At 65.3% G+C, this 18,011-nt stretch carries 19 protein-coding genes; 8 read left to right on the forward strand and 11 right to left on the reverse strand.

Annotated features, from left to right (window positions below; genetic code table 11):
- Positions 1-4: 4 nt before the first annotated feature.
- Together AC07RM_RS03305 and AC07RM_RS03310 are read right to left on the reverse strand one after the other, a co-directional pair.
- Entirely contained in the window at positions 5-1,183 is a 1,179-nt protein-coding gene (locus tag AC07RM_RS03305; protein ID WP_495332958.1) for an alpha/beta hydrolase, read from the reverse strand.
- A gap of 83 nt (positions 1,184-1,266) precedes the next feature.
- On the reverse strand, positions 1,267-2,148 hold the full coding sequence (locus AC07RM_RS03310; RefSeq protein WP_495332960.1) for a DMT family transporter: 882 nt from the start codon (positions 2,146-2,148) through the stop codon (positions 1,267-1,269).
- A 95-nt stretch (positions 2,149-2,243) separates the two neighbouring features.
- Here AC07RM_RS03310 and AC07RM_RS03315 point away from each other — a divergent pair, with 95 nt between their 5' ends.
- The 4 genes from AC07RM_RS03315 to AC07RM_RS03330 all read left to right on the forward strand — a co-directional run bounded on the left by AC07RM_RS03315 (position 2,244) and on the right by AC07RM_RS03330 (position 8,263).
- Complete coding sequence (locus AC07RM_RS03315) at positions 2,244-3,095, forward strand: LysR family transcriptional regulator (RefSeq protein WP_495332962.1); 852 nt, start codon at positions 2,244-2,246, stop codon at positions 3,093-3,095.
- Positions 3,096-3,493: 398 nt separating this feature from the next.
- Positions 3,494-5,221, forward strand: a complete 1,728-nt coding sequence (locus AC07RM_RS03320; RefSeq protein ID WP_495332964.1) for a hypothetical protein — start codon at positions 3,494-3,496, stop codon at positions 5,219-5,221.
- A gap of 478 nt (positions 5,222-5,699) precedes the next feature.
- Positions 5,700-7,247 (forward strand): ATP-dependent nuclease, encoded by a 1,548-nt coding sequence (locus AC07RM_RS03325; protein WP_495332966.1) that lies wholly within the window; start codon positions 5,700-5,702, stop codon positions 7,245-7,247.
- Positions 7,232-8,263 carry a DEAD/DEAH box helicase family protein gene (locus AC07RM_RS03330; protein ID WP_495332968.1) on the forward strand — a complete coding sequence of 344 codons (1,032 nt, stop codon included), beginning with the start codon at positions 7,232-7,234 and terminating at the stop codon, positions 8,261-8,263. Before AC07RM_RS03325 ends, AC07RM_RS03330 begins: the two co-directional genes overlap by 16 nt.
- A 454-nt stretch (positions 8,264-8,717) precedes the next feature.
- Here the strand turns inward: AC07RM_RS03330 and AC07RM_RS03335 are convergent, their stop codons facing one another.
- The 4 genes from AC07RM_RS03335 to AC07RM_RS03350 all read right to left on the reverse strand — a co-directional run bounded on the left by AC07RM_RS03335 (position 8,718) and on the right by AC07RM_RS03350 (position 11,205).
- Positions 8,718-8,999, reverse strand: coding sequence for a hypothetical protein (locus tag AC07RM_RS03335; RefSeq protein WP_495332969.1), 282 nt, complete (start codon positions 8,997-8,999; stop codon positions 8,718-8,720).
- A gap of 139 nt (positions 9,000-9,138) precedes the next feature.
- Positions 9,139-9,561 (reverse strand): GNAT family N-acetyltransferase, encoded by a 423-nt coding sequence (locus AC07RM_RS03340; RefSeq protein ID WP_495332971.1) that lies wholly within the window; start codon positions 9,559-9,561, stop codon positions 9,139-9,141.
- A 34-nt stretch (positions 9,562-9,595) separates the two neighbouring features.
- Positions 9,596-9,907: a hypothetical protein gene (locus AC07RM_RS03345; RefSeq protein ID WP_495332973.1), complete on the reverse strand. Its 312-nt coding sequence runs from the start codon at positions 9,905-9,907 to the stop codon at positions 9,596-9,598.
- A gap of 65 nt (positions 9,908-9,972) precedes the next feature.
- Entirely contained in the window at positions 9,973-11,205 is a 1,233-nt protein-coding gene (locus tag AC07RM_RS03350) for an MFS transporter (RefSeq protein ID WP_495332975.1), read from the reverse strand.
- Positions 11,206-11,327: 122 nt separating this feature from the next.
- On the opposite strand from AC07RM_RS03350, the gene AC07RM_RS03355 reads away from it, so the two are divergent.
- Positions 11,328-12,266 (forward strand): LysR family transcriptional regulator, encoded by a 939-nt coding sequence (locus tag AC07RM_RS03355; RefSeq protein ID WP_495332976.1) that lies wholly within the window; start codon positions 11,328-11,330, stop codon positions 12,264-12,266.
- A 61-nt stretch (positions 12,267-12,327) separates the two neighbouring features.
- Here AC07RM_RS03355 and AC07RM_RS03360 read toward each other — a convergent pair whose 3' ends face one another.
- The 5 genes from AC07RM_RS03360 to AC07RM_RS03380 all read right to left on the reverse strand — a co-directional run bounded on the left by AC07RM_RS03360 (position 12,328) and on the right by AC07RM_RS03380 (position 15,568).
- Positions 12,328-12,738 carry a hypothetical protein gene (locus AC07RM_RS03360; protein ID WP_495332978.1) on the reverse strand — a complete coding sequence of 137 codons (411 nt, stop codon included), beginning with the start codon at positions 12,736-12,738 and terminating at the stop codon, positions 12,328-12,330.
- Positions 12,739-12,898: 160 nt separating this feature from the next.
- Positions 12,899-13,540, reverse strand: a complete 642-nt coding sequence (locus AC07RM_RS03365) for a hypothetical protein (protein ID WP_495332980.1) — start codon at positions 13,538-13,540, stop codon at positions 12,899-12,901.
- A gap of 24 nt (positions 13,541-13,564) precedes the next feature.
- Positions 13,565-13,930, reverse strand: coding sequence for a VOC family protein (locus tag AC07RM_RS03370; RefSeq protein WP_093347087.1), 366 nt, complete (start codon positions 13,928-13,930; stop codon positions 13,565-13,567).
- Positions 13,931-14,083: 153 nt separating this feature from the next.
- Complete coding sequence (locus AC07RM_RS03375) at positions 14,084-14,494, reverse strand: GNAT family N-acetyltransferase (RefSeq protein WP_495332982.1); 411 nt, start codon at positions 14,492-14,494, stop codon at positions 14,084-14,086.
- Positions 14,495-14,569: 75 nt separating this feature from the next.
- Complete coding sequence (locus tag AC07RM_RS03380) at positions 14,570-15,568, reverse strand: quinone oxidoreductase family protein (RefSeq protein WP_495332984.1); 999 nt, start codon at positions 15,566-15,568, stop codon at positions 14,570-14,572.
- Positions 15,569-15,654: 86 nt separating this feature from the next.
- On the opposite strand from AC07RM_RS03380, the gene AC07RM_RS03385 reads away from it, so the two are divergent.
- Genes AC07RM_RS03385 through AC07RM_RS03395 form a run of 3 tightly spaced genes read left to right on the forward strand, consistent with a single transcriptional unit; the run spans position 15,655 to position 17,991 of the window.
- The gene (locus AC07RM_RS03385) at positions 15,655-15,978 is read left to right on the forward strand and encodes a 2Fe-2S iron-sulfur cluster-binding protein (RefSeq protein WP_495332986.1); all 324 of its coding nucleotides are present in this window, start codon (positions 15,655-15,657) and stop codon (positions 15,976-15,978) included.
- A gap of 4 nt (positions 15,979-15,982) precedes the next feature.
- Positions 15,983-16,801: an SDR family NAD(P)-dependent oxidoreductase gene (locus AC07RM_RS03390; RefSeq protein ID WP_203206908.1), complete on the forward strand. Its 819-nt coding sequence runs from the start codon at positions 15,983-15,985 to the stop codon at positions 16,799-16,801.
- Positions 16,798-17,991 (forward strand): MFS transporter, encoded by a 1,194-nt coding sequence (locus tag AC07RM_RS03395; protein WP_495332988.1) that lies wholly within the window; start codon positions 16,798-16,800, stop codon positions 17,989-17,991. Before AC07RM_RS03390 ends, AC07RM_RS03395 begins: the two co-directional genes overlap by 4 nt.
- The last annotated feature ends 20 nt before the right edge of the window (positions 17,992-18,011 follow it).

Genomic DNA, 18,011 nt, shown 5'->3' on the forward strand with positions numbered 1-18,011 from the left:
GGGCTCAGCGCTCGAGCAGGTCGCGCTCCTGCAGCCAGCCGCGGATCAGCGCCGTGGCTTCCTGCAGCAGCTCGGGCTGGCCGGCGTAGTAGTGGGTCGCGCCCTTCACCACGCGAAAGAGCTTGTCGGGCGAGGCCGCGGCCTCGAACAGCATCCTGGGATGCGTGGTCGGCACCGCGTCGTCGGCGCTGTTCTCGATCACCAGCAGCGGCACGCGGATGCGGCGCGCGCCTTCGAGTCCGTTGCCGCAGGAGTCGTCGAGCGACCATTGCGACAGCCAACTGCGCAAGGTGGTGAAGCGCGCGAGCCCGACCGGCCCGGAGTTCACCGTCTCCGGATTGCCCATGTAGCACCAGCGCGGCCGGCGGTCGTTGGGATCGAGCGTGGAATCGAGAAAGCGCGGATCGGCCAGCGTGCGGTGCACGAGGAAGGGCCGTTCCATCTCGCCGGTGTTGCGCGCCTGGAGCTCGGCCAGCTTCGACCGCGCCCAGGCCGTGATGCGGCGCATGCGGTCGAGTTGCGCCACGCGGTAGCGCTGGATGTAGGCCGGCGAATACGGCGGCTGGTTCGGGTTGCGCGGGTCGTAGATGTCGAACTCGACGTCGCGGTCGTCGGGGTTCAGCTCGTCCTTCACCGAGGGATCGATGGTCTCGGCCAGCAGGTGCGCGCGCGAGAGGTGCGCGGCCTGGTAGATCACCGCGTCGGCCGGGATCAGCCCCTTGCCCTTGAGATCGACCGCGTCGCCAGCAGGTGTGTGCGTGATGCGCGGGTCCTCGGCTTCGGCCTGGTAGCTCACCGCCAGTGCCCCGCCGCCCGACCAGCCCACCAGCACCACGTGGCGATAGCCCCAGACCTGCTTCGCATGGCGGATATAGGCGCTCAGGTCGAGGAACACTTTTTCCATGATCAGCGCCGTGTCGTTGCGCTGGTAGCGGCTGCCCGCGCACAGCACGTGCGCGCCGGTGGCCGCCATCGCGCGCGGCACCGGCAGCAGTTGCAGCGTCGACGCGGGATGCATGAAGACCATCAGCGTGTCGGACGCCTGGCCCTCGGGCCTGAAGCGGATCGCCTCGAGGTTCACCGCGCCCTGGTTGCCGGAGAAGCCGTAGGTCTCGGTGAAGGCGGCGTGCTCGTCGTACTGGAGGTGCACCCACTCGGTCTGGACGGTGAAGGACTCGGTCATGGGGGGAATGTAGGACCGGGCGGGGGGGATGGCAGTCCCCCGGTGGAGGTACAGGGGTCTTCTTTACCGAGTGCACACTCGACCTACCCGCGCGCCGCTCTGGTCGCCGCAATCACGATCCCCGCCAGCACGGCCAGCAGCCCCACGACGAGGTTCCACCGCAGCGGCTCCGCCAGCAGCCAGGCGCCCACCAGGCCGGCCGCCACCGGATTGACCGTCATCGAGATCGCCACGCGCGTGGGCGTGGTGCGGCCGAGCGCGAAGGCCCAGAGGAAGAAGACGATCGCGCCGCCGAACACGCCGAGGTAGGCGATGGCCAGCCATTGGGCCGTGCTGAAGGAAGCCACCGGCGCGAAGCTGCGGCCCTGCCAGGCGATGCCCGTGAGGCACAGCGCGCCGACCGCCATCGCCACGGCCGTGAAGGTCAGCGGCCCCGAACGACGGATCAGCGGACGCGAGCCCACGCTGTAGAACGCCATGCACAGCGCGGCCGCGAGCATCAGCAGGTCGCCGCGCCAGGCATCGGGCGGTGCGGTGCGCAACCCCGACAGCAGCGCCAGCCCCACGCCCGCCATCGCGATCAGCACGCCGATCGTCTTGCGGCGCGTGAAGGGCTCGACGCGCAGTACGCCCGCCACCGCCATGGTGAGCAGCGGCAGCGCCGACAGCGCCAGCGCGCCGCGCGCGGCGGTCGTGTGGTGCAGCGAGGCATTGAAGAGCAACGAGAACAGCCCGAAGAACAACAGCCCCAGCCCGGCGGCCGCGGGCCAGTCGTGCGGCGCGGGCCACGACTCGCCGGTGCGCAGCAGCGCCATCGGCAGCAACAGGCAGAAGCCGATGCCGAAGCGAAAGGCGCCGAGCGCCACCGGATCGATGACACCCGCGACATAGCGCGTTGCGCCCACCGCGGCGCCGCCCAGCGCGCTGGACAGCATCGCGGCCGCGATGCCCAAGAGTTCTCCCACGCTCGTACTCCCTGATCGATGAAGTGACAGCAGCGTAGGCAGCCCTCTATCATCAATCAATGGAATTTATTTGGTCACTCTGATCAACGAATCGAATGAGCATCCCGACGCTCGATCCCGAGCTGCTGAAGGCCTTCGTGGCCGTGGCCGACCACCGTTCGTTCACCCGCGCGGCAACGGCGCTGAACCGCACGCAGTCGGCCGTGAGCATGCAGATCAAGCGGCTCGAGGAGCGGCTGGGCACCGCGCTCTTTCACCGCACCAAGGTCACCGTCGAGCTGAGCCTCGCGGGCGAGGGGCTGCTCGGTTATGCGCGCCGCATCCTGCTGCTCAACGACGAGGCGGTGGGCCATCTGCAGCAACACAAGGTCGAGGGCCGCGTGCGGCTCGGCGTCATGGACGACTACGGCAGCTTCGTCGTGCCGCCCGTGCTCGCCAGCTTCGTGGCCGCCTACCCGCGCATCCACATCGAGATGGAGACCGGCCTGACCGCGCGCATGCCCGAGCGACTGGGCGAGGACTTCGACCTCGTGATCGCGATGCATCCCGAAGGCCAGGGCGGCGGCGAGCTGCTGCGGCGCGAGCAGGCGGTCTGGGCCACCGCCGTTTCTCAATCGGTGGAATCGCAGGACCCGCTGCCGGTCGCGCTCTATCCGCAGGGCTGCCTGTTCCGCCAATGGGCGACCGAGGCGCTCGATGCGTCGGGGCGGCCATGGCGACTGGCCTTCGTGAGCCATAGCCTCGCGGCCGTGGAGTCCATTGCGGCGCAGGGACTGGCGGTGACGGTGGTGAAGTCGGGCACCTTTCCGCCGAGGCTGCGGGCGCTGTCGGAACGCGATGGCATGCCGCGGTTGCCTGGGGCGGATATACGGCTGCATCGGGCGACTGGTCTGCCGCGGGCGGCTGGGTTGTTGGCGGATCACATCGTGGGGGCTATTGGGCTCTGACTGGCGCGATCCGTTAGCAGCCATTGCGAATAGCAACGACGGGAGGCGATTGCTTTACGGCTGTGAGCTGGTCGCGCTGCTGCTAGCGTTCGCCGAGGCGGGCGACAGCTTGCAGATGGGGGATTGGCTCAATGGTCTGAGTCAGAGGCGGTTTTTTGCTCCATCGCGAACATCGGTCGCACCGAAAAGCAGGCGCTCAACGCAAGTCGTAGGAAGATCTCAATAGCCTCTTCAGAGGCTCGCCATGAGAGTCGGCTGTGCAGGTTCCTGACGTTGGCTGTGGCGAGGCGAATATGTACTATCGGCCAAACCGGTCGCTCGTACACGGCCGAGGCCCGTGCTCGTTGACCACACCGCCCCGATAATGCAAGCGCATTAGCCACGCTCGTCGAATCTCCATGGCCTCCAAACGCCCTCAAATCGAAACCGCTGCTGACATCAGAGAGCTGCTGCTCCACTCGAAGGCTCCACGGCCTCTAACCCCAGCGCAGATCGCAGAGCTGGAGCGCATTTCGAAGTACGACGTCTCGACCTATTCGGAGGAAGATGTCCGGGCAGAGATCATTGATCCCGTCATCCGGCTCCTGGGCTATGCCAAGGAAACCTACTTCTCCACACAGCGTGAAAAGCACCTGAAAGTGGCCGACGGCGACTTGTTCATCGACTACCGAATGACTTTGTGGTCACAGGCCTTCTGGGTGATCGAGGCTAAGAAGGTCAAGCGCAAGCCCCTGAAGTTCACCTCCGCGGAATTGCAACAGGCGCTGCTGTATGCGGTGCATCCGGAAATCGACGCTGCTCTCGTTGTGCTATGTGACGGGCGAGTTTTTGAGGTGTATGACCGCGATGAGAGCGTCACCCAGCCAGCCGCGCGCGTAGAGGTCAAGAAGCTGCCGGAGCAATTCCACGTGTTGCAGGCTCTGCTCGGTCCGTGGCAGGCTTGGTTCTTCCAGAAGCGGCGCGCGCTCAAGGTGGCCAGCCGCGTCCTGCAGCTGGAGATGACGCCCGGCCGAATTGAGGAGTTTTCGGATGCCATGCAACGGCGGGTGCAGGATGCGCGTGCGACGGTTTACGAAAACTGGCGAAAAGTAAAACCCTCCACTGACGAAGACGCACAATGGCGCAGAACGATTGAAAAGGCATCTATCCGGGACATTGTCGCGACCGAGTTCTTTTCAGGCCAGACAGCGCGCGGCCTCGAGGTTGTCGCCAAGTCTCTAGTAGACAAGGCGAAGCCGGGCGCGTTCGAGTTGATGTACGCGATGTTTCCGGACCATCCTGGGAACTTGAACGACCACTACGTGTCGCAGGCTCTAAGAACCCTCATAGAGTTCGGCAAGTCAGGACGTGAGGCTAGTTGGATGCCTGCCTGGCTTGGTGCCCAGCAGCCCGGCACCAATCTGGAGGTGCCGATCAAGAAACTCATTGCACTCTCGCTCACGGCCTTCCTGGCTGCGCCGGAGTTCAGGGCTGTGCTCCAGTTTGCGGCCTGCGCGCGAAGGCTGTCGAAGATTTCGATGGCGCTCATCCCGACGTTAACGCAGCTGGGGCGCATCCGACACCAGCAAGTGCGCCACTTTTTTGATGAGTTCGACTACGCCCAATTCATGTCGACCCCCGAGGGACATAACCTCCGGCAACTCGACGTGCACGCGTATCTGCTCACCGAGCGGTTCGTGCATCAGTGCGCCGACAAGCAGCAGTTTCGTGGACGCTTCAACTTGAACCGGGCGCATACGCTGCTAAATGATTCATGGAATGCAGAACGTCTGCTGCTCAGTGACGGCGCTGACTACTGGAGGAGCCTGGACGGCCGAGGACTTGGGGGTGAGGTTTATCCGACAGAGCACAACTGGATCGACTACGACTCGCTGGGCCACAGCGTGCTGTGCGTGTTGAAAGACATCCCAGACTGGCGCGAGTACACACTTGCCAATCACAGCGCTGATGTCCAGCGGATTGCGGCTTGCGGTTCGTGGGCTGCTTCTGAAATCTTGGGGATTGCGCAAGGTGCACAGTTGCAGCGCTTGCCGGATACCGAGATCGCCGAGCGGCTCTTCGATGGTGACGTCACACTTTTCACGGCGCTTCGGGACGCTTACTGGAACCGGAGGCCGAAGGCTTGATTCGCGAAGGTGCGGCCGTCTTAATGCTGCCCATACCGTACCTGCAACTGTCGGCTAGCTACGGAATCTCGCGCGAGCGCCTGATTAACTTTTCGCTTGGAGCGTTGAACAGCGCAGCTCCACCGGTGTCAAATCCGATCAAAAGATGCCGGCAAAAGGGGCGGATATCCGCCGCTCGAAGCGCGCTTTGCGAATGGCTCCAACTAGTCTCAATCCGACGACGACTAAGCAACCGAGCATTTCGCAGCGGTTACTGTCCGTCACGCTTTCAGCATGGAGGACCGCTCTGGGAACCGTAGCCGACCAAGCATTCGCTGTAGCGTCGCCAGGCCGTTCTCTAACATCGTCGGGATTCACCGCGGGTACCATCCTGGATGTGTAGATCCGATAGCGCGCCAAGCAGGGCGGCATCGCGAGCATTGCCGATCTAATTCGGTACTGAATGGGAGAAAATGGCGTGGGAACAATACGGCGGTTAGTGCTCAAAAATTTCAAGCGCTTCAAGGCGCTGGAACTGGAATTCGATCCGGAGTTGAACATCCTCGTTGGCGGCAACGAAGCCGGGAAAAGTTCGGTGCTGCAGGCCATGGACATGGTGCTGAGCGCCAGTCGTAGCAAGGTCGAGGGCATTGGGCTCGAAGCGCTGTTCAACGCCGACTGCATCGCCGAGTTTCTCGCGGGCGCCAGGAAAATTGCCGATCTGCCCGTACTGCTGATCGAAGTCTATTTCGATGACCTGCCGGGCCGCCATGACTTGGATGGGCGCAACAACAGCAAGGGTGCCGACCACCTGGGCATCAAGATGGTGTGCAAGCCTGTCGACGAGTACACGAAGGAAATTCAAGCCATCCTGGCGGAGAAGCACGAGAACTTCCCCTTCGAGTACTACAGCGTGCATTTCCTGACGTTCACGGACGACCCTGTCTTTACCTACAAGAAACCGCTGCGGCACCTGCTGATCGACAGCTCGCTAATCAACAACGAGCACGCCACGCGTGAATACACGCGCTCAATGTATGCAGCGCATGCGAGCGTTGCCCAGCGCAACCTGCACGGCTTCGAGTACCGTAAAGCGAAGGCGAAATTTAAGGATGACGTCTTCAAGACGATGAACGACGCGCTAGACGCCTACAAGTTCGACGTCAGGACCAGCCCGAAATCCAGCGTCGAGACCGACATCATCATCACCGAGGACGACATCCCGGTGGACAGCAAGGGCAAGGGCCGGCAGTGCTTCATCAAGACCGAGTTCGCACTGCGCAACCGTGAGCATGCACTTGACGTGCTGCTGTTGGAAGAGCCGGAGAACCATCTCAGCCAGGTGCATATGCGCAAGCTGATCGAGCGTATCCGCGCATCCGTTAAGAAGCAGCTCTTTGTCGCCACGCACAGCAGCTTCATCGCCACGCGGCTGAATCTCCGGAAGGTCCTGATCCTGAGCGAGGAAACCCCGTCGCGGCCAGCCAGCCTGAAGGATCTCAGTCCGGGAACCGCCGAGTTCTTCATGAAGGCCCCCGACAACAACGTCCTGGAGCTAGCCTTGTGCAAGAAGGCGATCCTTGTCGAGGGCGACGCGGAGTTCATCCTCATGGAAGCCCTCTATAAGATCAGCGCACCCGGGTGCAGCCTGGATGCCGACGGCATCCATGTGATCTCGGTCGATGGCACCAGCTTCAAGCGCTACCTCGAACTTGCCAAGCTGCTGGGCATCAAGGTGGCAGCGATCCGCGACAACGACAAAGACCATACAGCCAACTGCGTCGCGAACTACGTGGACCACGTTTCGGCGTCCATCCAGGTCTTTGCGGATCCCGACAACACCCGCCATACCTTCGAGGTCTGCATGTACCAGGCCAACCAGGCCGCCTGCGAGGATCTGTTCGCGGCGAGCCGCAAGACCCTGAGCGTCGAGGACTATATGCTGAAGAACAAGACCGACGCCGCGTTCCAGTTGCTGGAGAAGAAAGGCGCCGCACTGGCAGCCCCGGCCTACATCCAGCAGGCGGTGGCGTGGATAAGAGCGTAGTCTTTGCGGTCGCTGGATCGGGCAAGACTACCCGCCTGGTTTCTGCGCTGGACGAGGTGAGACGCTTCCTGCTGGTCACGTATACCGAGGCCAACCACGACAACCTACGCGCCAAGGTCATTGAGCGCTTCGGCTACTTACCGCCCAATATCGCGATCTACACCTACTTCCGGTTCCTGCACAGCTTCTGCTACCGGCCTTTCCTGCGCTCGAAGAAGAACACGCGCGGCATTACCTTCAATGCGCCCGACCGGTTTCCGGTCTACCCCCTGACCGATGACCGGCGCTACATGTCGCCTGGCCGGTGGCTCTATGCAAACCGCCTCGCGAAGTTTATCGAGCAGTCCGGCTTGGTCGGAGCGGTGGTGGCCCGCATTGAAAAGTACTTCGACGTCTTCTTCGTCGACGAGGTCCAGGATTTCGGTGGGCATGACTTCAACTTTCTGTTAAGCATCAGCGCAGCCCAGGTGAACATGAGCTTCGTCGGCGACTTCCATCAGCACACCTTCGACACGAGCCGTGACGGCAACGTCAATGCCAACCTGCATGAGAACTACGATGCCTACAAGAAAAGGTTTGAGCGAGCTCGGATGAAGGTCGATACCGACAGCCTCAAGCGCAGCCGCCGCTGCAGCAAGAGCGTGTGCGACTTCATCTCGGAGAAGATCGGCATCGACATCCAGGCGCATGACGAGCGGATCACTGCTGTACGCTTCGAGGATGACCCGCCAGCGGTTGCGGCCCTCTACCAAGATCCTGGAACGGTCAAACTGTTCTACAAAGAGCACCAGAAGTACGGCTGCTTCTCCCAGAACTGGGGCGCGTCCAAGGGCATGGACCGCTATGAGGATGTATGCGTGGTACTGAATCCCGGCAACGTGAAGGCTTGGAATGCCGGCAGCTTCCGGGACATCAACCCGGAGACGCGCAACAAGCTTTACGTTGCCTGTTCCCGGGCAAGAGGCAATCTGACATTCGTTCCGGAATCCCTGCTGAAGGGCTACAAGCGCTCCTGACTGTTGCAGCGCCGAACGCGGGCGGCCGGTGTCTCGGGCGCGGTCGCCACACACATCACGCTGGCGCTTGCCAGCCGAAATTTTCCGGCTGCGCTGCGAGACCGCGACCCTCACACGGCCCACGAGAAGGAGGTTTCCTGCTGACGTTTCCACATCAAGTGAGCTCAGACCAACCAGCGCGATATTCCATCTCGCCATACCGGCCACTGAATAGTCGAAAGAAATCGCCCCATCCCCCGGAGCAAAGCGGCAAATCACGTGGCCTTCCGCGGAGGAGAAATCGAAACGCCGGATGTCATAGTGCCAGTCTCCGGTCGTGCTGACGTACTCGGACACACTGGCAGTCCCAAAGAATGACTCCAGCTAGGCACGCTCAGGGTGGCGGTCCATTTGATAAGTAGCGTGAGCGGCGAATGGACCAGTAGGATGAAGACCGATAGCGGGCGCTCTCTGATCAGTCACGACTGCGAAATGAACGCGCCTTCTTCGCCACAGCAGTCGCCGCCGACACCAAGACCGCGACCACGGCTGCCGACGTCAGCAGCAGCCCTCCAACGACTGAGAATATGGCGATGCTCCCGCCCGAAAACGAGACGACCCCGAGGCTTGCCAGCAACGTGACGAGCAACCATGCGAAGGTGGACAGGCGCTGACCAGGGGCGCGAAATCCGTAGACAAGGCATGCGAGGCTCAGCACACCAAGAGGCGCAAACAGCACGACGATTTCAGATCCCATGCGCCACTTCGGTTTGGGTTGCAACTGGCCTGATCATTGAAGTCGGCGTTGTCGAAATGGAATCCGCACTTCGACCGACCCTATGTGCTTCGCGCTCGCTCATCCAATGAATTCCCACCATGCTCAGCAAGCACTATGACTACAGCGCCTTCTTCATGTACGCCACGTAGAAGCCCTGAACGTAGTCATCGATGCGCCCGAACTCCTCGTAGCCCTGCTTGAGATAGAACTCACGCGCTTGCCATTCGAAGGTATTCAACGTCGCATTGCGCGCACCCAGCTCGCGGGCTTTCTCTTCCGCCGTTGCGAGCAACCTTGCGCCCAGGCCTTGGTGCCGAGCCGCATCGTCCACGAACAGCAGCTCCACGTTCAGCCAATGCAGGAACACGAATCCGCGCAACCCACCCACGAGCCCACCCGTGTCGTCCTTTGCGCTGACCCAGACCGGCTGTACCTGCCCGTACTCGCCGACAAACCGATAGTTGAACTGCCGCATGCGGCGGCCCAACTCGCCCGAGTGCACCTCTTCAGTGGTTGGGGTGTAGATCTCGAAGTTGCTCATGATTCAAGAGCCGGCTTCCAGCCGGCAGCGGTAGTCAAAGCCAGCGAGACGCGGCGTCACGTGCATCCATCTCGACCGGCGCACGCGACGCAATGAGCGTCGCAGCAAGATAAGCCCCGGCAACGGCGACCAAGGGCCGGGCCACTTCCTCGCCGCCCACCACCAGATGCCAGGGAAGATTGAACAGCGCAACAGTCCCCAGACCGGTGAGCAATCCGAGCTGCGAACCCTGCCGATACAGCGTCAAGGTTCTGCCAAGGCAGGGCATCGCGAATCGGGGCTCTCCGCGCAAGCGTCGCAGCAAGGACATGGCCGTCTCCTCGTCTTCGGGTTTCTTGGCGCGCATCGTGCCATAGAGCCGAGTGCCTGTTCCGGACCGCCCCGCTGTCAGCACCGGGCCAGGGCCCGATCTCAGCGCGTCGACGCGCGACGCCGGTCCGAAGGGAACGCGCTGGCCCTAAAGCGCCACGCCACCCATGCTCCCGCGCATGCCAACGCCGCCATGAGCCAGGGAAACACCGCGCTGCCCACGGTGCCGAGCAGCACGCCTCCCAGCAGGCCGCTGGCCGCGAACGACAGGTTGAAGACCGTGACCAGCATCGACTGCGCGATGTCGGACGTGTCTCCCGCCGCATCGGCCAGCGCGGTCTGCAGCAGCGTGGGCGCGCCGCTGAAGCTCAATCCCCACACGCACACGCCGATGAACACGAGCGCGAAGGATGAACCGGCCTCTCCCAGCGCCACGCCGACCGCCGCGAAAGTGCCGAGCGATCCCAGGAGCAACGCACGCAGATGACGGTCGACGAACCAGCCCACGCCCCAGAGGCCGATGGCCGTGGCCAGCCCGAAGCTCAGCAGCAGGGTATCGAGCCGGTCGAGCAGGCCGCGCTGCGCGAGGAATGGCGCGATGTACGTGTAGAGCAGGTAGTGCGCGAAGATCCAGAGCATGACGATCAGCAGCACCGGCCCGACGCCGGGCGTGGCCAGCACCCGGCGATAGTCCGCCCGCTCGCCGCTGTCCCGGCCCGGCAGGTCCGGAACGCTCGCGCGCACCCAGACCACCAGCACCAGACCGATCGCGGACATGCCGCCGAACATCCAGCGCCAGCCGATCTGACGACCGAGCCACGCGGCCATCGGCACGCCGAACGACAAGGCCAGCGGAATGCCGACCATGACGATCGCCAGCGCGCGACCTTGCAGGCGGCTCGGCACCAGGCGCCGGGCACAGGTCGCCAGTTCGCTCCAGGCCAGGCCGGTCGCCAGGCCGACGACGAGGCGCGCAGCCAGCGAGAGCGCGAGGTGGGTGGAGAGCGCGGTCACGGCATTGCAGGCACAGAACCCGGCCAGCGCGAGCAACAGCACCTTGCGGCGCGACCACGCGCGGGTGGCCGCCGTGAGCGGAATGGCGGCCAATCCGGCGCCGAGCGCGCACAGCGTGACGAACTGTCCGGCCCAGGCCTCGGACACCCCCAGGCCCCGCGCGATCTGCGGCAGCAGGCCCGCGGGCACCGCCTCGTTCGCCGTGGCCATGAAGCTGGTCAGGGTCAGCGCGAGCAGCGCGGCCCAAGGCAGCCGCGTGGCTGCATCCGGCTCGGAGGAAAGGTCGCTGGGGCGCGCTGCTGCGCCGATGGCTCGTGTCATGTCGGATGCTTCCTGTGTGTGCGGGGTCCTGGCCAGCCAGGACGGAAGCGGGCAGTGTGTGACTGCGCTCCAACTTTGATAATTGGGCGGAAAATTGAATGAACTTCAAATCCAAGTGAAAGATGGCAACCGATCGATGGGGCGACATGCGCCTGTTCGCGGAGACGGCTTCGACGGGCAGCCTCTCCGCCGCTGGACGCAAGCTGGGCTTGTCGCCCGCGGCGGCGAGCGCCCGGCTGAAGAAGCTGGAGACGGCCTTGCGCGCGAAGCTGCTCGACCGCACGACCCGGCACCTGCGGCTGACCGAGGAAGGCCGGCTCTATCTGGCGCATTGCGAGGTCGCGCTGCAGAGCATCCATGAGGTGGAAGCCCTGCTGCGCGAGGGGCAGGGCATGGTGCAGGGCAAGGTCAGGATCTCGGCCTCCACCGACTTCGGGCGGCAGGTGCTCGATCGGTGGCTGGACATGTTCGCGAGCCTTCACCCCGGCGTACGGGTGGCATTGACACTGACCGACTCGGTGTCGAACCTCCACCAGGACAACGTCGACCTCGCGATCCGTTTCGGGCAGCCCGAGAGCAGCGCCCTGGTCGCACGGCGGCTGGCACCCAATTGCCGGGTGCTCTGCGCCTCGCCCGACTACCTGGAGCGCCACGGCACGCCACGCACGCCCGAGGCGCTCGCGGGCCATCGCTTCATCGTGCTGGCGACCGCGGCCGGGCCGCTCAACGAATTCCACTTCGCGCGAGGCGGCGAGACCTGGCAGCACACGGTGCCGATGGCCGATGCATGGGAAACGAACGATGGAGGACTCGTGCGCGCCTGGACGCTGGCGGGACGAGGCATCGCGCGCAAGACGATCTGGGATGCGGCCGAGGATGTGCGGTGCGGCCGGCTTCGGATCCTGCTACCGGAGTACGTGGCGAAGGAACCGGGTGTGTACGCGATACGGCATGCCACGCAGTACATGGTTCCGCGGGTGCGGGCGCTGCTGGACTTCCTGGCGGAGCAATTCGCGCAGGAAGCCGAGCGGATGCGGGATATCTGGCCCGGCGAACGCTAGGCCTGCAGCGGCTGCGGCCACTGCAAGGCGCCCGCTCGCGCGGGCACCTTCATGGGCTTTCTCAGCCCTTCATGGCCTTGATGTCGGCCTTGGCCTTGTCGTGATCGGCCTTGGCCTGGTTCACGCAAGCGTTCTTGGCATCGCCCGACTGGTCATCGCACTTTTCCTTGGCGACTTCGTAGGTGGCCGTGGCCTTCTCTTCCGCGACCTTCTTGGCGTGGCCGGCGGTCGGCTTGTATTGCTGTTCGAGTTCGGCCTTGGCCACGTTCTCCGTGCCCTTGGCCTGCTTCTCGCAGACGTCCTTGGCGTTGTCCTTCATCGTGTCGCACTGGGCCTTGGCGACCTTGTAATCGGCCTCGATCTTTTCCTTGGCGACCTTGTACTGGTCCTTGGTCATGCCGTCGGCCGCGTTGGCTGCGCCCATGGCGAAGAAGCTCGATGCGATGGCGAGAACGAGAAGATGTTTTTTCATGAGAAGGCCCCTGTCTGGTTGAGTGTCTTTGTCACCGAGCCGCCCTGTGCGGCTGCAGTGAATGCACTCTAGGAAAACAGGGGTGGCGAGCAGGTAGGACGACGGCGCTCGGGGGGCTAGGCAGAGGCCACGGCTGCGCGCAAGCGCAGAGAGGGCGCGATCAGTTCTGCACCGTGACCCACACGGCCCGCGGATCGCATTGCCGCGCGCATGCGAACACGTAGACCTCGTTGCCCAGAAACAGCACATAGCCTCGGGCCGAAGAACCGTCGGGCTGCTCGGGTGCATCGGGCAACTTGAGAAACTGGAAGCTGTCGCTGACCTGGCACACGAATTCCATCGGCGAGCCGCACGAACAGGTGAAGCTTTCTTCGTCCTGCACCCACTCGGGCTCGCCACCCACTGCGATGCGGTAGTACTCGTCGGCGGGCGCATCGGCCATCACGAGTTCGGCGGTCTGCAGAACGGGGGGACTGGGCACGCGATGCATGGGCCGCGGCTTTTCGAGCGATGCGAACCAGTGGCCTTCGCCCTGGTCCCAGTAGGCCGGTGGCAGCGCTTCGAAGGACTCGAAGCTCGGGATCTCGTTGTGCTCGGGGCACATCAGCACCGACAGCCTGCTTCCGTCGACAAACGGAAGCTCGGCCGCGCGAGGCAGCGTGAACTGAAGGAAGGGAATCATCTGCCGGTCGCACCGGGTGCAACACGGCAGGCCCTGGCCCTCGGGCGCCAGATAGGCCCCGCCCACGGAGTCCTGCGGAGATTCGCTGTCGAAGCGCAGGTTGAAGAATTTCTTCGGCACGTCTTCTTTCCTTGGGCCGTGCCGTCAGGGCTGCTGCACGATCTGGATCTCGTTGCCCGCCGGGTCGCGCAGCGTCGCGAGAATCCCGCCCCATTGCTGCCGCTCGGGAAGCCCGCTGAACGCGACGCCGAGCGACGAGAGTTCCTTGTACTTCGCGTCGATGTCCTTCACGTCGAAGGACAACCCCGTGAACCGTCCCACGAGCACTTGGTCCTCCGTCGGGGCGTCCTCGTCGACACGTTCGACCACCAGGCTCAACGGCCCCGAGCCGAACACGCAATAGCCATGCTCGCGCCCATCGGCCTTCAATGGCAGGCCCAGTGTCTGTTCGTAGAAACGGGCGGCATCGCCGAGGTCCTGGACGAAGATGCGCGCGGTGTGAAGTTCCATGGTGCCTCCCCGGGGGCTGTGTGGTTGCGGACGAACGGCATGCTAGACGCGGGCCTCGACTGCGGCAAGTCGAATGCGCCCCCGATCGAGCTTGACTATAGGAACCGATTCGAATCGGCTCAACAGCGATGCTTGACGCGAGGCCTCCAGGATCTATAGAGATGGACCCGGCACCTTGAACAAAACCGTCATCTCGGTCCGGGGCCTGCGATAGCCGCATGCCTCGAAAAACCGCTTGGCTTCGCCCAGTGCCTTCACGTAGATCGGAATGCCGGGAAACTCGGCCTCGACCGTACGCAGCAGGGATCGTCCGATGCCGGAGCTCCGTGCCGAAGGATGAACGAGCAGTTCACCCAGCATGGTGCTGAATGCGCCATCGCTGAACGCCGAGACATAGCCGAGAAGCATCCCCTCGTCGGAACGTGCATGGGCAATCAACGGATAGGCCCGGCTCGTACTGGCAAACGCCGCTTCGTCGTACCCCGAGCCCCACCCCACCGATTCCATCAGGGCACCAAACTCCTGCCACGTCACCGTTCGATCGGTCGAAACCTTGTAGTTCATGAAAGGAGAATACCGCCGCGTCGATGCGGCAAAGCGCTGCGCGAGGCTTCGACAAGCTCAGCCCGGACGATCACTTCACGGTATCAACAACACCGACCCCACCGTCCTCCCCTGCTCCACGTCCGCATGCGCCAGCGCCGCGTCGGCCAGCGCATAGGTCCGGCTCACCTCGACCTTCAGCGCGCCGCCGCGCACCAGGTCGAACAGTTCGCCGCAGGCCTGGGTCCGCGTCTCGGGCGTGATGGCGTGGAAGCCGAAGCCCGGCCGGTGCAGCGCGAGGCAGCCCTTCTGCGCCAGCAGCATCAGGTCGAAGGGCGGCACGGGGCCCGAGGCATTGCCGTAGTTCACCACGGCGCCGAAGGGGCGCATGCAGTCGAAGGACGGGATGAAGGTGTCCTTGCCGACGCCGTCGAACACGGCCGCCAGGCCCTGCGGCGCGAGCTGCTTCGTGGCGGCCACGAAATCTTCCTGGCGGTAGAGGATGGTGTGGTCGCAGCCGTGCGCGCGCGCGAACTCGGCCTTGGCCTGCGAACCGACGGTGCCGATCACGGTGGCGCCCAGGTGCCGGCTCCATTGCGCGAGCAGGCTGCCGACGCCGCTCGCGGCGGCGTGTACGAGGATGGTGTCGCCGGGCTGCGGCCGGTGGCAGCGGTGGATGACCACCGAGGCGGTCAGTCCCTTGAGCAGCATGGCGGCGGCCTGGCGGTCGTCGATGTCGTCGGGCAGGCGCACCAGGCAGTCGGCCGGCAGGTTGCGCGCCTCGGCGTAGGCGCCGGTGTCCTGGAAGAACAGGCCGCCGGTGCCGGCATAGGCGACGCGGTCGCCCGCGCGCCATTCGGTGACCTCGGTGCCCACGGCCTCCACCACGCCGGCGGCCTCGTTGCCGAGGATGACGGGGAAGCGCGGCCCACGGCCGAGGTAGAAGCCGCCGTTGCGCACGTTGATGTCGGAGAAGTTGAGGCCGATGGCGGTGTGGCGCACGCGCACCTGGCGCGGCGCGGGCGGCGGCAGTTCGAGGTTCAGGGCTTCGAGGACCTCGGGGCCGCCGTGGCGATGGATGGCGATGGATTGCATGCCGCGAGTGTGCGCAGGAGTGCCGCGCCGCGCCCGTCCCCTCCGAGGGGACTGACACCGGGGCGAGCGCGCCCGACAGTGGCGCCATGACCAAGGCCACCTTCATCTGCGCCGGCGGCGCCCGCCGCGACGTCGACGTTCCCGTCGGCACCAACCTCATGCGCGCCGCCTGCGACCACGGCATCGACGAAATCGTCGGCGACTGCGGCGGCTCGCTCAGTTGCGCCACCTGCCATGTCTTCGTGGAAGACGGCCCCGCGGACGCACTGCCCGCCATGGCCTCGACCGAGGACCAGATGCTCGACTACACGGCCGCGCCGCGCCAGGCCACGAGCCGGCTCTCGTGCCAGCTCGTGATGAGCGCGGCGCTCGACGGCCTGGTGCTGCGCATCGCCAACCCGCAGGTCTGACGCCATGACCGCGAACTGGCTGCAACTGGAAGACAAGGTCTGCGTGGTCACCGGCGCGGCCGGCGGCATCGGCATCGAGATCGCGCGCGAGCTCGCGTCGGTGGGCGCCAGGGTGGCGCTGCTCGACCGCGACGAAGCGGGCGCGGCCCGCGCCGCCGCCGACATCGCGGAAAGCGGCGCACGCGCCATCGCGCTGGGCTGCGACATCACCGACAAGGCCGACGTGGAACGCGCCGCGGCCGCCGTCGAGCGCGAGCTCGGGCGCTGCGACGTGCTGGTGAACAACGCGGCCACGATCTACGCCGCGGCGCTGATGGACATCGACATCGAGCGCTGGCACCGGCTGATGGCGGTGAACCTCGACGGCTTCCTGCTGTGCGCGCAGGCCTTCGGCCGCCAGATGATCGCCGCGGGCGGCGGCAGCATGGTGCACGTGGCCTCGATCTCGGGCCGCGTGCCGCAGCCCTACAGCGGTCCCTACAGCATCAGCAAGGCGGGCGTGAAGATGCTGTCGCAGCTGCTGGCGGTGGAGCTCGGCGAGCACCGCATCCGCAGCAACGTGGTGAGCCCGGCGATGGTGCGCACGCCGCTCACCGAGGGCATCTATACCCAGCCCGAGGTGCTCGCGAAGCGCGAGGCCATCGTGCCGGCCGGGCGCATCAGCGGGCCGAAGGACATCGCCGAGGTGGTGGCCTTCCTGGCCAGCCCGCGCTCGGGCTACGTGAACGGGCAGGACCTGCTGGTCGACGGCGGCCTCAGCACCGCCTGGCTGTCGCTGATTCCCCGCCCCGGCTTCGAGAAGCAGGACGCGCAGGCCCGATGACCCGCGTGCGGCCCGGTGGCCTGGCGGCGTTGGCCACGGTGCATTGCTGCAGCAGCGCGATGATGCGCGTCTGCGACCCGATGCTGCCAGCGCTGGCGCAGACCTTCGGCGTCACCACGGGCCGCGCGGCGCTCACGGTGTCGGTCTACGCGGTGGCTTATGGGCTGCTGCAGCTGCTGTTCGGCCCGCTCGGCGACCGCTTCGGCAAGCGCCGCACCATCGGCTTCGCGGCGCTGGGCTGCGTGGCCGGCAACCTGCTCGCGCTGGCGGCGCTGAGCCTCGAGATGCTCGTGGTGGCGCGCTTTCTCGCCGGCGCCGCGGCGGCCGGCATCATCGCGCTGGTGCTGGCCTGGGTCGGCGACACGGTGCCCTATGCCGAGCGGCAGCCGGTGCTGGCGCGCTTCCTGATGCTGTCGCTGGGCGGGATGATCGCCGGGCAGTGGGTGTCGGGCGTGCTCACCGAATGGCTGGGCTGGCGCGCGGTGTTCGCGCTGCTCGCGGTGGTGTTCTGCATCGGCGGACTCGCGATCAGCCTCAACCGCGAAGTACGCGCCGAGCCGGTGCGCGCGCCCTCCGGCCATGGCCATGGGCACCTGCGCGACATCCTGCGCGTGCTGGCCGAGCCCTGGGCGCGCTGGATGCTGCTGGTGGTGATGGCCGAGGGCGCCTTCGCCTTCTCGGGCCTGGCCTTCCTGCCGGCCTTCCTGGTACGCGAGTACGGCCTCGGGCTCTCGAGCGCGGCGGGCGTGGTGGCGCTCTACGGCGTGGGTGGCTTCTTCTATGCCTTCGCGGCGCGCCGGCTGCTGGCGATATTTGGCGAAGGCGGGCTGGTGCTGGGCGGCGGCATCGCGCTGGGCCTGGGCTGGCTGGCGCTCGCGCTCGGCCAACACTGGGCGCTGGCGCTGCCGGCCTGCCTGGTGGCGGGCCTGGGCTTCTACGCGCTGCACGGCACCTTGCAGACCCATGCCACGCAGATGGTGCCCGCACTGCGCGGCACCGCGGTGAGCCTGTTCGCCTCCACCATGTTCCTCGGCATCGCACTCGGCGTGGCCGTGGCCTCGGCGGCGGTGGACCGCATCGGCACGCGGCCGGTGTTCCTGGCCTGCGCGGCCGCGCTGCTGGCGATTGGCGCGGGCTTCGCGCTGAGCCTGCGGCAGCGGGCGGCGGCGCAGCCGCGGACCATCGGCTGAGGCCGCGCGCCCACGGCGCT

This window comes from Variovorax sp. GW821-FHT09B05 (assembly GCF_059418265.1).

Coding starts and splice junctions, on each gene's coding strand:
- AC07RM_RS03305 (WP_495332958.1), bottom strand. CDS start 1,183: ATGACCGAGTCCTTCACCGTCCAGACCGAGTGGGTGCACCTCCAGTAC.
- AC07RM_RS03315 (WP_495332962.1), top strand. CDS start 2,244: ATGAGCATCCCGACGCTCGATCCCGAGCTGCTGAAGGCCTTCGTGGCC.
- AC07RM_RS03320 (WP_495332964.1), top strand. CDS start 3,494: ATGGCCTCCAAACGCCCTCAAATCGAAACCGCTGCTGACATCAGAGAG.
- AC07RM_RS03335 (WP_495332969.1), bottom strand. CDS start 8,999: ATGGGATCTGAAATCGTCGTGCTGTTTGCGCCTCTTGGTGTGCTGAGC.
- AC07RM_RS03340 (WP_495332971.1), bottom strand. CDS start 9,561: ATGAGCAACTTCGAGATCTACACCCCAACCACTGAAGAGGTGCACTCG.
- AC07RM_RS03345 (WP_495332973.1), bottom strand. CDS start 9,907: ATGCGCGCCAAGAAACCCGAAGACGAGGAGACGGCCATGTCCTTGCTG.
- AC07RM_RS03350 (WP_495332975.1), bottom strand. CDS start 11,205: ATGACACGAGCCATCGGCGCAGCAGCGCGCCCCAGCGACCTTTCCTCC.
- AC07RM_RS03355 (WP_495332976.1), top strand. CDS start 11,328: ATGGCAACCGATCGATGGGGCGACATGCGCCTGTTCGCGGAGACGGCT.
- AC07RM_RS03360 (WP_495332978.1), bottom strand. CDS start 12,738: ATGAAAAAACATCTTCTCGTTCTCGCCATCGCATCGAGCTTCTTCGCC.
- AC07RM_RS03370 (WP_093347087.1), bottom strand. CDS start 13,930: ATGGAACTTCACACCGCGCGCATCTTCGTCCAGGACCTCGGCGATGCC.
- AC07RM_RS03375 (WP_495332982.1), bottom strand. CDS start 14,494: ATGAACTACAAGGTTTCGACCGATCGAACGGTGACGTGGCAGGAGTTT.
- AC07RM_RS03380 (WP_495332984.1), bottom strand. CDS start 15,568: ATGCAATCCATCGCCATCCATCGCCACGGCGGCCCCGAGGTCCTCGAA.
- AC07RM_RS03385 (WP_495332986.1), top strand. CDS start 15,655: ATGACCAAGGCCACCTTCATCTGCGCCGGCGGCGCCCGCCGCGACGTC.
- AC07RM_RS03390 (WP_203206908.1), top strand. CDS start 15,983: ATGACCGCGAACTGGCTGCAACTGGAAGACAAGGTCTGCGTGGTCACC.
- AC07RM_RS03395 (WP_495332988.1), top strand. CDS start 16,798: ATGACCCGCGTGCGGCCCGGTGGCCTGGCGGCGTTGGCCACGGTGCAT.